Origin of the sequence: Finegoldia magna ATCC 53516 (assembly GCF_000159695.1) — a bacterium.
GTDB classification, from domain to species: Bacteria; Bacillota; Clostridia; order Tissierellales; family Peptoniphilaceae; genus Finegoldia; species Finegoldia magna_F.
Genome location: NZ_CM000955.1, coordinates 787,839 through 801,471, shown reverse-complemented (window position 1 = coordinate 801,471; position 13,633 = coordinate 787,839). Strand labels below are relative to the sequence as shown.

At 33.5% G+C, this 13,633-nt stretch carries 15 protein-coding genes and 1 other annotated feature (1 of these 16 running past the window's edge); all 15 genes read left to right on the top strand.

Annotated elements, in window-relative coordinates:
• Nucleotides 1-9 precede the first annotated feature (9 nt).
• The 15 genes from rsxE to HMPREF0391_RS03650 all read left to right on the top strand — a co-directional run bounded on the left by rsxE (nt 10) and on the right by HMPREF0391_RS03650 (nt 13,557).
• On the top strand, nt 10-639 hold the full coding sequence (rsxE, locus tag HMPREF0391_RS03720; RefSeq protein WP_002835546.1) for an electron transport complex subunit RsxE: 630 nt from the start codon (nt 10-12) through the stop codon (nt 637-639).
• A complete protein-coding gene (locus HMPREF0391_RS03715; RefSeq protein WP_002835545.1) occupies nt 639-1,220 on the top strand; it encodes an electron transport complex protein RnfA in 582 nt (193 codons plus the stop codon). Before rsxE ends, HMPREF0391_RS03715 begins: the two co-directional genes overlap by 1 nt.
• Nucleotides 1,221-1,230: 10 nt before the next feature.
• A complete protein-coding gene (locus HMPREF0391_RS03710) occupies nt 1,231-2,082 on the top strand; it encodes an RnfABCDGE type electron transport complex subunit B (protein ID WP_002835544.1) in 852 nt (283 codons plus the stop codon).
• Nucleotides 2,083-2,267: 185 nt separating this feature from the next.
• Nucleotides 2,268-2,942, top strand: coding sequence for a DUF969 domain-containing protein (locus tag HMPREF0391_RS03705; RefSeq protein WP_002835543.1), 675 nt, complete (start codon nt 2,268-2,270; stop codon nt 2,940-2,942).
• Nucleotides 2,935-3,921 carry a 5-oxoproline transporter, DUF979 family subunit gene (locus HMPREF0391_RS03700; protein WP_002835541.1) on the top strand — a complete coding sequence of 329 codons (987 nt, stop codon included), beginning with the start codon at nt 2,935-2,937 and terminating at the stop codon, nt 3,919-3,921. The genes HMPREF0391_RS03705 and HMPREF0391_RS03700 overlap by 8 nt, the downstream gene beginning before the upstream one ends.
• An 11-nt stretch (nt 3,922-3,932) precedes the next feature.
• Entirely contained in the window at nt 3,933-4,574 is a 642-nt protein-coding gene (gene pcp, locus HMPREF0391_RS03695; RefSeq protein WP_002835540.1) for a pyroglutamyl-peptidase I, read from the top strand.
• A 163-nt stretch (nt 4,575-4,737) separates the two neighbouring features.
• On the top strand, nt 4,738-5,115 hold the full coding sequence (locus HMPREF0391_RS03690; RefSeq protein ID WP_002835539.1) for a NusG domain II-containing protein: 378 nt from the start codon (nt 4,738-4,740) through the stop codon (nt 5,113-5,115).
• Nucleotides 5,115-5,627, top strand: coding sequence for a Gx transporter family protein (locus tag HMPREF0391_RS03685; protein WP_002835538.1), 513 nt, complete (start codon nt 5,115-5,117; stop codon nt 5,625-5,627). The genes HMPREF0391_RS03690 and HMPREF0391_RS03685 overlap by 1 nt, the downstream gene beginning before the upstream one ends.
• Before the next feature lie 2 nt (nt 5,628-5,629).
• Nucleotides 5,630-6,301 (top strand): RadC family protein, encoded by a 672-nt coding sequence (radC, locus tag HMPREF0391_RS03680; RefSeq protein ID WP_002835537.1) that lies wholly within the window; start codon nt 5,630-5,632, stop codon nt 6,299-6,301.
• Complete coding sequence (locus HMPREF0391_RS03675) at nt 6,302-7,297, top strand: rod shape-determining protein (protein WP_002835536.1); 996 nt, start codon at nt 6,302-6,304, stop codon at nt 7,295-7,297.
• Entirely contained in the window at nt 7,298-8,152 is an 855-nt protein-coding gene (mreC, locus tag HMPREF0391_RS03670) for a rod shape-determining protein MreC (RefSeq protein WP_002835535.1), read from the top strand. It begins immediately after the preceding gene.
• Nucleotides 8,153-8,644: a rod shape-determining protein MreD gene (mreD, locus tag HMPREF0391_RS03665; RefSeq protein WP_002835533.1), complete on the top strand. Its 492-nt coding sequence runs from the start codon at nt 8,153-8,155 to the stop codon at nt 8,642-8,644.
• Between the two features lie 8 nt (nt 8,645-8,652).
• Nucleotides 8,653-11,979, top strand: coding sequence for a penicillin-binding transpeptidase domain-containing protein (locus HMPREF0391_RS03660; protein WP_002835531.1), 3,327 nt, complete (start codon nt 8,653-8,655; stop codon nt 11,977-11,979).
• On the top strand, nt 11,960-12,556 hold the full coding sequence (locus HMPREF0391_RS03655) for a hypothetical protein (protein ID WP_002835530.1): 597 nt from the start codon (nt 11,960-11,962) through the stop codon (nt 12,554-12,556). The genes HMPREF0391_RS03660 and HMPREF0391_RS03655 overlap by 20 nt, the downstream gene beginning before the upstream one ends.
• A complete protein-coding gene (locus HMPREF0391_RS03650; RefSeq protein ID WP_002835529.1) occupies nt 12,553-13,557 on the top strand; it encodes a ribonuclease E/G in 1,005 nt (334 codons plus the stop codon). The genes HMPREF0391_RS03655 and HMPREF0391_RS03650 overlap by 4 nt, the downstream gene beginning before the upstream one ends.
• Before the next feature lie 20 nt (nt 13,558-13,577).
• Nucleotides 13,578-13,633: a sequence feature (ribosomal protein L21 leader region), on the top strand; it runs 17 nt beyond the window's last position.

Sequence of the window (13,633 nt, the reverse complement as noted above, 5' to 3'; positions counted from 1 at the left end):
AGGGAAATTATGGAAAAAGGTAAAGCGGCTAAAGTTTTTAAAAGCAGCATTCTTAAGAACAACCCAGTTTTAATCCAATTGGTAGGTTTGTGTTCTGTACTTGGTGTATCAACATCAGTAGAAAACGCAATTGGTATGACTGCGGCGTTCACATTCGTTTTGATTTGTTCAAACATAGTAATATCATTACTTAGAAATTTTATTCCGGATAAAGTTAGAATTCCGGCATATATCGTTGTAATCGCAACATTCGTAACATTAGTTTCAATGATGCTTCAAGCATTTGTTCCAGCATTATACAGTTCGTTAGGAGCGTTCGTTCCTCTAATCGTTGTAAACTGTATAATCTTAGCGAGAGCTGAATCTTTCGCATCTAAAAATGGTGTATTCTTATCATTATTAGATGGTATCTCAAATGGTTTGGGATATGGTGTTGTAATCATCTTGGTTGCATTCATCAGAGAATTATTAGGCTCAGGAAAAATCTTAGGAAAACTTGTAATAGGAAATATTCCTCCAATTGGTATCATGTCAGCAGCTCCTGGAGCATTCATGGTACTAGGAATATTGTTAGCTACTTACAATTATTTCTTAACAAAACAAGAAAGAAAGAAGAACAATATGAGAGGTGAAGACTAATGTTAGCAAATGTATTTAAAATAATAGTTCTTTACTTATTAGTAAACAACTACGTATTTGGTCAATTCTTAGGACTTTGCCCATTGATAGGTGTATCTTCAAAAACAGAAACAGCTATTGGTATGGGTATGGCAGTATTCTTCGTTATCACAATAGCATCTGTCGTAACTTACGTTCTACAAATTCAAATACTAGAAAGATTTCACATTGAATACTTACAAACGATAGTGTTCATATTGGTTATTGCGACATTGGTACAATTCGTAGAAATGGCATTGAAGAAAATGAGTCCAAACTTGTACTCGGCACTAGGTGTGTTCTTGCCTCTTATAACTACAAACTGTATAGTATTGGGTGTTGCATTAGCAAACGTAAAAGAAAAATACAACTTAATTGAAACATTAGCAAGTGCTATCGGTGCTTCACTAGGTTTCATTTTAGCGATAACTTTATTAGCTGCAATCAGAGAAAGAATCTCATTGAACAAAAATATTCCTGAAAGTTTTAAAGGTGTACCAATCGCATTTATTACTATTGGATTAATGGCGATGACATTCTTCGGATTCGGCGGATTGGTATAGGAGGTAATAAATGACAATTTTAACTCCATTTATAATCTTGGGAGCACTAGGAATTTTATTTGCATTGCTTTTGGGTTTTGCATCTAAAAAGTTCGAAGTTCAAGTTGATAGAAGAGTACTTAAAGTAAGGGAAATGTTACCAGGCGCAAACTGTGGTGCCTGTGGATTTCCAGGTTGCGACGGACTTGCAGATGCCATCGTAAACAAAGGAGCACCTTGTAATTCTTGTCCAGTTGGTGGAAAAGAAACTGCCGACAAACTAGCAGCATTCATGGGAGCTGATGCAGTGGATTCTGCAAAGCAAGTCGCATGTGTAATGTGCCAAGGAACTCCAGAATACGCTACTGAAAAATTCAAATACAAAGGTATTATGGATTGTAGAGTTAACCACAATCTTCAAGGTGGAAGCAAAACTTGTCCAGACGGATGTTTGGGTTGCGGAACTTGTGTAGATGTGTGTGACTTCGATGCAATTCACATTGTAAATGGCATTGCATTAGTAGATAAAGAAAAATGTACATCTTGTAAAAAATGTATTGAAATCTGTCCAAGAAATATTATTAAACTTGTTGACTACGATCAAGACGTTTATGTAAGATGTAACAGTCACGATAAAGGTAAAGATGTAAGACAATACTGTAAAGTTGGATGTATTGCTTGTGGAATTTGTGCTAAGATGTGTCCAGACGGATTCAGCGTTGAAGATAACTTAGCTCACTTCAACAATGCAGAAGGATTAGATCCAGAACAAGTTCAAAAAGCAGTAGACAAATGTCCTACAAAAGCTATTTATCCAGGACTTAAAATAAAAGAAGAACAAGCTAAAGCAAAAGCTCAAGAAGCTCCTGCTAAAGAAGCTTAATAATTTACAGGCCGTTTTTTACGGTCTGTTTTTTTTGCGATTTATTATGAAAAACTTAACAAACAAAGACCTCACAACATCAAAATTGAGATTAAAATTTAATTAAAAGTTTAAAACAAAAAAGTATCGGGTATAATTTTAAGAAGCTAAAATCTATTTGGCTAATAAAAATTAAGGAGTAAAGTATGGGAGAATATTTAGTTTTCATAGGAATATTAATTATTGTCGTTGGATTCGCACTAAAACTAGATGTTTTGGGAATAGTTCTCTTGGCAGGTCTTGTTACAGGTCTTGCGGGAGGTCTTGGATTAACAGGCACTTTGAAAATTATGGGAGAGGGATTTGTAAATAATAGACTGATGAGTTTGTTCTTGATTTCATTCCCTGTTATCGCGATTATGGAACGATACGGACTAAAGGAAAAGGCTAGAGATTTTATTTCCAAATTCAAAATGGCTAGTGCAGGTTCTGTTTTGTGGATTTACTTGTTCATTAGATGGATAGCTGCTGCGTTTTCTTTAAGACTAGGCGGACACGTTCAATTTATTCGTCCATTGATTTTACCAATGGCAGAAGGTGCTGCAAGAAAGAAAGTTGATTTGACAGAAGTAAGACTTGATGAATTAAAGGGTTTAGCTGCTGCTGTTGAAAACTACGGTAACTTCTACGGACAAAATATATTTCCATTGGCATCTGGTGTACTTTTGATGCAAACTACATTAAAAGATGCAGGATTTCCATTGGAAACTGCAGAAATAGCTAAATGGTCTATATTTGCAGGGGTTAGTATGTTGATTATTGCACTTATACAATGTGCTGTTTTTGAAATGAAACTTAGAAAGGATATAAAAAATGTTTGATTTTTTTGTAGATAATCAGGTTGTTCTTGATGAGATAGCCTACATCTTATGTGGAATTATCTGCATAATGACTGGTATCCGTGCAAGATTCAACAAAGAAGCAAAGATAGGTACAATGCTTTTCTGGATATTATTGGGAGTATTATTTGCTGGTGGAGGATTCTTGGTTAGAAATGTAGAATCCGGTGGAATAATTGTAGGTGTTATACTTTTAATTTTGGGAGTATTATCAATTGCAAATCAAATCAAACCAGCAGAATTTAAGGAACTAACTGAAGAAGAAAGAATTAAAAATGCTGAAAAAGTTGGAGGGAAAATATTTATTCCAGCTTTAGTAATGGGAATTAGTGCGATGTTATTATCGCAATTGAAATCTTTTAAGATTCCATTGAAAAACACTGATGGAATATTCTCATTGTCAGCTGCACAAGTTCTTACTATTTCATCATTATTGGCTTTAATTATTGCGATAATAATCGCAAAACCAAAAGCAAAAGAAACTGCTGAGGACACTACAAAAATGTTGATGCAAGTTGGATCTTCATCATTACTACCACAATTATTAGGTGGTTTGGGAGTTATATTTGCATCTGCAGGTGTTGGTAAGCTAATAGGTAGCTTAGCTGTTGGAATTGTAGGAGATGCAGGGGTTTTTGCAGCTGCTGTTGCATATATTGTTGGAATGGTTGTATTTACGATGATAATGGGTAATGCATTCGCTGCATTTACCGTTATTACTCTAGGAATTGGTGTTCCACTTTTGATGGCAAAAGGAGCAAATCCTGCTGTTGTAGCATCACTTGGTATGACTGCTGGATACTGCGGAACTTTGATTACACCAATGGCAGCAAACTTTAACATAGTTCCAGCCGCAATCTTAGAGATGAAAGATAAAAATGGAGTTATTAAAGCACAACTTCCTGTTGCTTTAGCTCTAGTAGTTGTTCATGTTGTTTTATTAATGATATTAGCATTTTAGGAGGTAAATTTATGAAAATTTTAGTTTCTGGATTTGATCCATTTGGAGGAGAAAAAATCAACCCTGCAATTGAATCTGTTAAGCTTTTACCTGATTCAATTAAAGGACATGAAATAATCAAAATAGAAATTCCTACAGTTATTGGAAAAAGTGTAGATAAATTAAAAGAAAAAATTGCAGAAGTTAAACCAGATGTTGTAATATCAGTTGGACAAGCTGGTGGACGTGAAGACATCACTGTTGAAAGAGTTGCAATCAACGTTGATGATTGTAGAATCAAGGATAACGAAGGAAACCAACCAATCGACGAAAAGATCGCCGAAGATGGTCCTGATGCATATTTGTTGACTCTACCGATCAAAGCAATGGTTGAAAATATTAAATCAGCAAACATTCCAGCATCTGTATCAAACACTGCAGGAACATTCATCTGTAACCACGTTGCATATGGAATGGCACATTTAAGAGCTACTGAATATCCAAACATGAGAACTGGATTTATTCACATTCCATTCTTACCAGAACAAGTTTTAGATAAAGCACACACTGCTTCAATGAATTTGGATACAATTGCCAAAGCATTGGAAAAAGCAATTGAAGCTGTAATAGACAATGATGAAGACATCAAAGTTACAGGTGGAAAAACTCATTAAAATTAAATTTGATTTAAAATCATAAAAATTTTGATTGAAGAACTTCGAAGCATTTGAGTTTCGAAGTTCTTTTTTTATTTGCAAATGAATTTTCATTTTTGTTTAATCTTGAAAAGATACACGATAAAATGATAAACTATAATGTAGTTTAAAGGAGAAATTAATGACTAAATACGATAAAATTTTGATTGGATTTTTGTTGTGTTTTTCGGCTTTTTTGTTTGTGATTTTGAATATTAATAATGTAAATTCACAAGACAGATACGTTTCAATTCAGGTCAATGGAAAAGAAATCAAACAAATTACACTTCCAATCGATCATTATGATTATAAAATTGATAATAAATACGGTCACAACGTTGTCCATATTAATGGATACAGTGTTGCTATTACTGAATCCGATTGTCCGGACAAGTTGTGTATGCTAAAAGGAAAGATAGATAAACCAGGGGATGTTATTGTTTGTTTGCCGAACAAATTAGTTGTAGAAATTAAGGCTAACAAGCAAAACAAAGATGATATTGATGTGGTGAATTATTGATGAAAAGATTACATATTCCTATTTTAACGGCAGTTGCATTGGTAGTAAGCTTGATTGAGTCAATGATTCCACTTCCAATCGTAATGCCTGGAGCAAAACTTGGGCTCAGCAACATTGTAATATTGACATGCTTAATTGTTTTTGGTTTTAGGGATTCTCTTGTAATAGGAATCTTAAAATCATTTTTACTAATGCTAATCACAGGGGCTGTTATAAGCTTTTTCTATTCATTGGCAGGGGCTGTAAGCTCACTTGTTGTGATGTATTTGGTCAACAAATATTTGAGAAAATATTTTTCGTTGATTGGTGTTAGCTTGTTTGGAGCTTTTACCCACAACTTATCGCAAGTTTTGGTGTGTGCAATTATGCTGAACAATCTTAGAATTTTGGTTTATTTGCCAATTTTGGTGTTTTTGAGTATATTTACGGGTGTTTTTGTGGGACTTACTTCAAATTACCTAACAAATGCACTTTCTAAGCAAAAAAATTATTTGTTTAATAACAGGAGATAACAATGAGAGTTAAGGAAATGAATGAGTCCCTAAGACCTAGAGAAAAAATGAAAATCAATGGTATTTCTTCAATGAGTGATGAAGAATTGATGCAAATCATATTGAAGACTGGAATCAAAGAAGAGGGAGTAGAAATTCTCTCGAAAAGAGTCATTGATTATATTAATGAAAATGATTATAAGGATATTTGCGTTGAGGATTTAATGAAGATAAAGGGAATTGGGATGGCAAAGGCTACATCAATCTTAGCTGGAATTGAAATAGGAAGAAGACTTGCCTTGAGAAAAGCGATGGATAGTTTCAGTCTGAACGATCCAGATAGCGTTGCAGAGATTTTTTGTAACGAGATTGGAAGTTGTGATGTGGAAAACTTCTATGCACTACTTCTAGATACTAAAAATAGAATTATTTCCAAAGAACTTATTAGCAAAGGCACTATCAATCAATCTATCGTTCATCCTAGAGAAGTTTTCAAATCTGCTATTAAAAAGGGAGCGAATTCGATTATTTTAGTACATAATCATCCTTCTGGTTCTCTTATTCCATCAAATGCGGATATTGAAGTCACAAAAAGGTTGGATAAAGTGGGAGATTTGGTAGGAATACAAGTGTTAGATCATATTATCGTTAGCTCAAGCGATAGTCTGAGTATGAGGAAAGGAATGTATTTTTAAATGAAATTATTTAAATTTCAACAAGATGGTTTGGGAATTGATTTGGGAACTTCCAATTCCATTATTTCTGATGAATATGGGAAAATAATAATCAACGAACCTAGCGTTGTAGCTATAGATATAAATAATTACGATATTGTCGCAGTGGGAACTGAGGCGAAAAGTATGATTGGAAAAACTCCAGACAATATCGTAGCGATAAGTCCGATTGAAAATGGCGTTATAGCTGATTTTGAATCGACTGTTAGTATGCTTTCATATTTTATTAAAAAAGCAAGACCTAATTTTTCGGTTTTCCAACCAGAAGTTTGTGTATCGGTGTCTGCATCTTTGACAGATGTTGAGAGAAGAAGTGTGGAAGATTTGGCGTTAAATGCTGGAGCTCGAAGTGTAAAATTGGTTGAAGAAAACATCGCATCTCTTAAAGGATTGGGTGTCGATGTGGATGAGCCAACGGGACACATAATTTTAAATATAGGTGCAGGTACAATCGAGGCTTCTGTAATTAGCCTAGGTGGAATTGTGACAAGTTACTGTATCAAAAGCGGTGGAGAAGATATTGACCAAGAAATAATACAAATTTTGAAGAAAAAATTTGGAGTTAATATAGGTATTTCGACAGCAGAAGCCATTAAGTTTAAGATTGCTACATTGAATTCTGACAGGGAAAACAACACGATGATTGTCGGAGGAACTGATGTGATATCGACTATGCCAAAATCTGTTGAGATTAGGGCTAAGGATATTACACCTGCGATTGTTCCGATAGCAGATATGTGTATCGAAGCTTTGAGAAAAGTTTTGGAGAAAACTCCGCCAGATATTGCAAACGACATTATCGCTGAAGGAATTTACATTGTAGGTGGAGTTAGCCTTATCGACTACATTCACGAATATATTACAAATGTTTTGGGAATCAAAGTATTGAAGGTGGAATCTGCTATGGATTGCACGGGAATAGGAATTGGCAAATTCTTAAAGAAGGGAGACAAATAATTGGCTAAGTTTGGATATAATAATAAGCTTAGAAAAAGAGTGTTCTTCTTTGCGGTGACTTTGTTTCTCATATTGACGATTACAATATCGAACAATAATAAAACCTACATGTCTATTGGAGAAAACGCGATAGGAACAGTGATTACTCCTGTAAACAAAGTGTTTTATGTGATTGGCTCCAAATTCAAAGAGTCGGTTCATTATGTTTTTGGAACAAAAAAAATGCGTGAAGATAATCAAAAATTAATTGTTGAAAATGCAAAACTACGAAAAAACGTAGATAATTTGAACAAAGTTATAAGTGACAAGAGATATTTGCAAGAAGAATACGAACTTTTGAGTAAAGATAGAACAATAAAAACAAAAGCTTTCATAACTGGAAAAGATCCGGGAAATATTTTTACGAGATTTAGTATAGATAAAGGTTCCATAGACAAAATAAAAAAAGGTGACATCGTGATTGAGGCTGTGTCTTCAAATGATGGAATCGAAAAAGGTTTGGTTGGAGTTGTGACAGAAGTTGGACTTAACCACAGCAAAGTGGACACTATTATGAACAGCGGAAACAATGTTGGATTTAGGCTTGCAAAAAGCGAAGACGTTGGGATTTTGAACGAAAAAGAAAAAGATATTCTCAAAGGATACATGTACGATTCTAATGCCGATGTAAAAGTTGGAGATGTTTTGACAACATCTGGACTTGGAGGAGTGTATCCAAGAGACATCAAAATCGGAGAAGTGACAGAAGTTATTAAAACAAAGGATAATTTCACTAAAATTGTCAAATGTAAATCCCAAATCAACTTCAACAATATGTACCGCGTTCTTATAGTTGATGGACAAGGAGTGAATTAGATGAACAAATTAAAAATATTTTTGATAGTTTTGTTGGACATCATAATCCAAGCGACACTTCTTTCCAGAATTTCAGTGTTCAACGTGTACACGAATATTTCCATACCGATAGTAGTGTTATTGTCTATTGGATTTGGTGCGTATACAGGCTCGTTAAACGGTATGATAATTGGGTTAATTGAGGATGCAATATTCAGTCCAGTTATTGGAGTAAGAGCGTTGATTTATTTTACATCAGGATTTTTGATTGGAAATAGCGAAGCAGGAATTAACAAAGAAGATCCAAGAAGTGGTATGATACTTACGTTTTTTGTGACTTTGTATTACACTCTCGTTCATTATTTTGTACTCTATATTACAGGAAATGGATTCAATAAATCTTATTTAAAAGGACCGATTTTAATCGAAATGATTTTAAATGTTCTATTGTATTATGTTTTGTTCAAATTGTTCAAAAAGATATTTAAATTTCCAAAATTTAAGTTTATTTGAGGTACAAAATGAAGAAATTTGACAATAAATTTTTAAAAAAACTTGAAAAATACGATAGATTTACGATAATTATTGTGATATTGGCGATAATGATGGCCGTACTTACTTTGAAATTGATGCATTTGACATTAATTAAAGGAAACTACTACAGGGATATTGCGAAGAATAATAGACTTCGTGAAGTCAAAATCACTGCTCCTAGGGGAAATATTTACGACAGAAATGGGGAACTGTTAGCGACAACAAAAAATGTTTATGTTGCTAATTTGTACAAAGATCAAATCAAACAAATGAAGCTTGACGATAGTAATGATGCATTGTTGAATTTATCGAGAATTTTGGAAAAAGATGGTTCGATGAACACCGAAGATTTTCCAATCGCACTGAACGCTTTTACTTATAGAAATACAGACGATTATTTGAAAGAAGACAAATCTCCGTTGGACAAAGTCGCATCAATTGTCATGGATAAAAACATAATGGCAAACTTAATCGACAAGACTTACACACAAGAAACAAATCAAGGAATTTACAAGAAAACTGTCCTAGATTATTGCTTGAATGCACTTCGTTCAAAAGGTTTGACTTTGAAATTGGATCGTAAAGACAATACAAAGTTTGATACCAACGACAAAGAAACTGTAAAGTTACTTAAAAAGCACGGATTAAAGGAAACTTCAGATGTGAATTCTGCGATAGCTACGATAATCCAAAAAGACAAATCAATTATCAGAAAACTTTTGAACGACAGCGTCATTAGGTCGATGGTTTATAAGGAATTGGAAAAAGACAACCTTCAAGACAATGTCGTTCTTAAAGATATGGAACTGAAAGACAACCAAAAACTTTTGGAGAAAAAAGTTGAAATGATGAAGTTGTCTAATAAAATTGATTTCAAAACAGAAGCTTCTGACGATTTTGTAAATATTGTAAAAGAAAACACTATGGTTGAGCTTTTGAAAAAAGTTGATGTAGAAGATGACAAGAAAACTGTTGTGTTGGAAAAAGCTTTGAACTTACTCAAGAAAAATGGGATACAAACAAATGTTGAGTTTAGTTTGGATGAAAAAGACAAGCAAAATCCAAAAGTTAAGGCTAAGTTTGTCACAGAAAGTAAAAAGTCTACAGATCCATACAAACACGTTGCAGATTTATTGAATTCGAATAATTTATCATATAAGTTTATCACAGACGATGATATAAAACTTATTGCTCAATCGGTAAACACTGAAAACAACATTAATCCTTCGATTAGTGTTAATGATTGGAAGTACATTTACGAAAAAAATATGGAAGATTTCTACAAGAGTTACGACAAGGAAATAAATTCAGATGTGAAGCTTTTGTATGAAGAAATTTTGAAGAAAAATAAATGCGAAAAATATTCAAAATACGACGCATACAACATCGTAAGTATTTACAATCAATTGAAAAACAAAGGACAAAAAGGTTATGAGCCAATCGCTCTAAGCTATAATTTAACTGAAGAATCTGTGAGTAGCATCGAAGAAAGATTCGGCAAAAACCAAGGGATAGAAGTAGCAACAAGATCTGTACGATATTATCCTAATGGCGAAGAATTAAGCCACGTATTGGGATATATCGGAAAGATTTCTACTGAAAAAGAAATTGAAGAGTACGTAAGACAAAAAGGCTACAGCAAGGATGCTTTGATTGGTAAAACTGGAATTGAAGAAAGCAAGGAAGATGCATTAAAAGGACAAGACGGATCTTTGAGGGTTATGGTCGACAGCAAAGGAAATAGAACTGAAACTTTGTCTGAGAAAAAAGCAATTCCTGGCGACAATGTGTATTTGAGTATTGACACTAATGTTCAAAGAGTTGCCGAAGAATCTTTGAAAAAATCTATAAAAGCCGTAAGTTCTGGCGGTACTTATGTATCCGAATGGGGCGACAAAACTTTAGCTGGATATAAGAATGCAAAAAGTGGTGCAGCAGTTGCAGTAGATGTTGAAACTGGAGAAATACTTGCGATGGCTTCATTCCCATCGTACAATCCAAATTTGTTTTCAACGGGGATTTCGCAAACTGATTGGGAAAGTTTACAAGCAGAAGATCCAAAAGATCCGATATCTCCGAGACCTTTGTACAACATTCCAATGCAAGCAGCGATGCAACCGGGTTCTATTTTTAAACTTAACACTTCACTTGCAGCATTAGAAGGTGGATTTGATCCTTATCACGAAATAAAATGCGGAGGGTACGTCGATGTCGGTGGTTCAATATTCGGTTGTTGGATATGGAATGAACACAAAGGAACTCACGGCAATGAAAATGTCATGAAAGCACTAAGAGACAGTTGTAACTATTATTTCTATTCTCTAGCACTTGGAAAAGATCAAAGACGTTCCATAGATTTGGGATACCAATTGAGCATTGATGAATTAGTATCTACTGCAAGAAAACTTGGACTAGGTAGTAAAACTGGAATAGATATAAATATTCCAGCAGAAAATTCAGGAACAGTTCCAGATCCACAAATAAAAGAAAATAACTTCAAAGCAATATTCAGAAGATTTTTGGAAAAGAATGCAGAAAAATACGTCAAAGAAGGAGAAGTATTTACTGCAAAAGAAATGAAATCAAAAATCGACAAAATAATGTTACTTGCAGATGACAAAAATCTTCAAACTAGAAATAATATTATAAGCACATTGAATAGTTTGGGATTTGACGCAGAAAAGAAATTGGACGGAGAGAGAAATTCGTTCGCCGATAAAATCAAATTCGATTATTTGAACCAATCAAAATGGAATATCGGTGATATGTTAAATGTAGTTATCGGTCAAGGACAAAACGCATACACGCCACTTCAAATGGCAAGATATATGTCTGCATTTGCAAATAACGGATACTTGAACAAATTATCGCTTGTAAATGAAGTAAAATCCAATGATAATTCCACATCGCTATTTAAAAACGAAAAGAAAAGCGAAAGAATTAAATTAAAAAATTATGAAAACTTGGAATATATCAGAAAAGGACTTCATTTGGCTACGACTGAAGGCTACGAAAAAAACACATTCAAAAATTTCCCAGTTTCTGCGGGAGTGAAGACGGGAACAGCACAAGTAGGTGTTAATCCAGTCACTGGAGAAACTTATGACAACCACGCATGGATGATTGGATTTGCTCCAGTCGAAAATCCAAAAGTTGCGGTAGTAACAGTCATCATGCAAGGTGGAACGAGCACGAACAACGGGCCAATGACAAGAGATATCATGGCAGAAGCGTTGAAATTGAAAAAAGAAAAAGACGAAAAACAAGAAAATACTGAGAGTGAGAATGATATGTATGAAAACAGTACTCGTTAATTCACAATTACAAAAAAAGGCTTTGTTGATACAAAGCCTTTGTAATTTATTAGACGGAAAAATTTTAATAGTAAATTCTGAAAAATCAAGACAAATAGAATACGCGTTAGGAGTGGAAGATTACTGCATTTATGACACATTGGATGTGTTAAGTAATGTGGTTGATTACAAAAAATCCATGGTCAAAATTACAGAAGATAAATACATCATACCTTCAACCATAAAACCTGAAAAATATTCTGCAACAGTTGAAAATTATGAAGATTTGTTAGATAAATTAAGTGAGTTTGAAATTGTAATATTCACTGAAGATATTGGGATTGAATTTGATGAAGAAATAATGTGCGGAGATGAAGAAAAATCTCACGCAAAAAAATTGTATCAAATTACAGATTCCTCATCCAAAAGGAAATCTGATTACAAATACATTGGAAAATTAGAGTTCACCAAAGAATATGAAAAGAAAATCAATTTGTATTCTGAAGAAGTCGATGCAAAACTAACTGAGATAATCGACAATTACAAACAAGACAAAGAAGCCAAAATCGGATTTTTCGATAGGATTTTCAAAAGATGAAATACCTATTCATAGACAAAAACACTTGGGGATATTACGATGATGAACTGAAATTATTGGGAGATTACGACAGTGAGCTGGGTAACATTTACGTCGCCAAAATCACAAAATACGACAAGAAACTAGACGCGTTTTTTATAGAATACGACAAAAAGAAAACAGGATTTCTAAATAACACGAAGTTCACAAAAGATTTGAAACCATCAGACGAAATACTAGTTCAGATGATAAAAGAATCAATTGGTGACAAATACCCCAAATTCACAACGAAAATTACTATTGAAACTGAAAATTTGAAATACACAAACAGCGACAAATTAACATTTGAAGGAAAACAAAAATACAAAGACATCGATGACTTCAAACAAAAATACACATTCACAGGAATTGTAGGAGAAGATTTCTTCAAACAAGAAAAATCACAACAAGAAAAAGAAATGAATTTCATTGTAAATAAATTACACTACATTGAGACAGAGAAGAAATTCCTTCCGATTCCAAAACTTTTGTACAAGAAAAACCCTGTAGACAAAATAATTCAGGAAGAAGATGTGGATTATTTGATAACTAATGACAGAATAGTTTACAGACAATACAAGGGAATTTTAAATGTAAAATTTGATGAAAATTACGATTATAACTATGATAATTTGATAAGTCGTGATATAATAGATAAAAATTCAGAAATAATAAAACTGGACAATAACGCAGAAATTGTCATCCAAAAAACTGAGGCAATGTGGGTTGTGGATGTGAATTCTTCCAAAATGATATTGAAAGAGGATTATTTTCACGAACTAAACACAAAAGCTTTGAAGAAAATCCATCAAATGATTTATTTGAAGAAAATGGTGGGAATGGTTATTGTGGATTGTGTCAGAGAAAGAGACAACAAAAAGTTATCAGATTTTATTAAAGATGAATTTTGTGAACCGAATATAAATTTTCATGGATTTAGCAATTTAAATCTATTAGAATTCACAGTAAAACTTGACAAATAAATCAAATTACTGTACAATTATTTGGTGTGTAACCGCTCGAATCGGGTTTTCAAACTTCAAAAGTACCTTGATTTGG

What these genes read in the sequence shown, in the direction of transcription:
- rsxE (WP_002835546.1), top strand. Translation starts at nt 10, where the DNA reads ATGGAAAAAGGTAAAGCGGCTAAAGTTTTTAAAAGCAGCATTCTTAAG.
- HMPREF0391_RS03715 (WP_002835545.1), top strand. Translation starts at nt 639, where the DNA reads ATGTTAGCAAATGTATTTAAAATAATAGTTCTTTACTTATTAGTAAAC.
- HMPREF0391_RS03710 (WP_002835544.1), top strand. Translation starts at nt 1,231, where the DNA reads ATGACAATTTTAACTCCATTTATAATCTTGGGAGCACTAGGAATTTTA.
- HMPREF0391_RS03705 (WP_002835543.1), top strand. Translation starts at nt 2,268, where the DNA reads ATGGGAGAATATTTAGTTTTCATAGGAATATTAATTATTGTCGTTGGA.
- HMPREF0391_RS03700 (WP_002835541.1), top strand. Translation starts at nt 2,935, where the DNA reads ATGTTTGATTTTTTTGTAGATAATCAGGTTGTTCTTGATGAGATAGCC.
- pcp (WP_002835540.1), top strand. Translation starts at nt 3,933, where the DNA reads ATGAAAATTTTAGTTTCTGGATTTGATCCATTTGGAGGAGAAAAAATC.
- HMPREF0391_RS03690 (WP_002835539.1), top strand. Translation starts at nt 4,738, where the DNA reads ATGACTAAATACGATAAAATTTTGATTGGATTTTTGTTGTGTTTTTCG.
- HMPREF0391_RS03685 (WP_002835538.1), top strand. Translation starts at nt 5,115, where the DNA reads ATGAAAAGATTACATATTCCTATTTTAACGGCAGTTGCATTGGTAGTA.
- radC (WP_002835537.1), top strand. Translation starts at nt 5,630, where the DNA reads ATGAGAGTTAAGGAAATGAATGAGTCCCTAAGACCTAGAGAAAAAATG.
- HMPREF0391_RS03675 (WP_002835536.1), top strand. Translation starts at nt 6,302, where the DNA reads ATGAAATTATTTAAATTTCAACAAGATGGTTTGGGAATTGATTTGGGA.
- mreD (WP_002835533.1), top strand. Translation starts at nt 8,153, where the DNA reads ATGAACAAATTAAAAATATTTTTGATAGTTTTGTTGGACATCATAATC.
- HMPREF0391_RS03660 (WP_002835531.1), top strand. Translation starts at nt 8,653, where the DNA reads ATGAAGAAATTTGACAATAAATTTTTAAAAAAACTTGAAAAATACGAT.
- HMPREF0391_RS03655 (WP_002835530.1), top strand. Translation starts at nt 11,960, where the DNA reads ATGAAAACAGTACTCGTTAATTCACAATTACAAAAAAAGGCTTTGTTG.
- HMPREF0391_RS03650 (WP_002835529.1), top strand. Translation starts at nt 12,553, where the DNA reads ATGAAATACCTATTCATAGACAAAAACACTTGGGGATATTACGATGAT.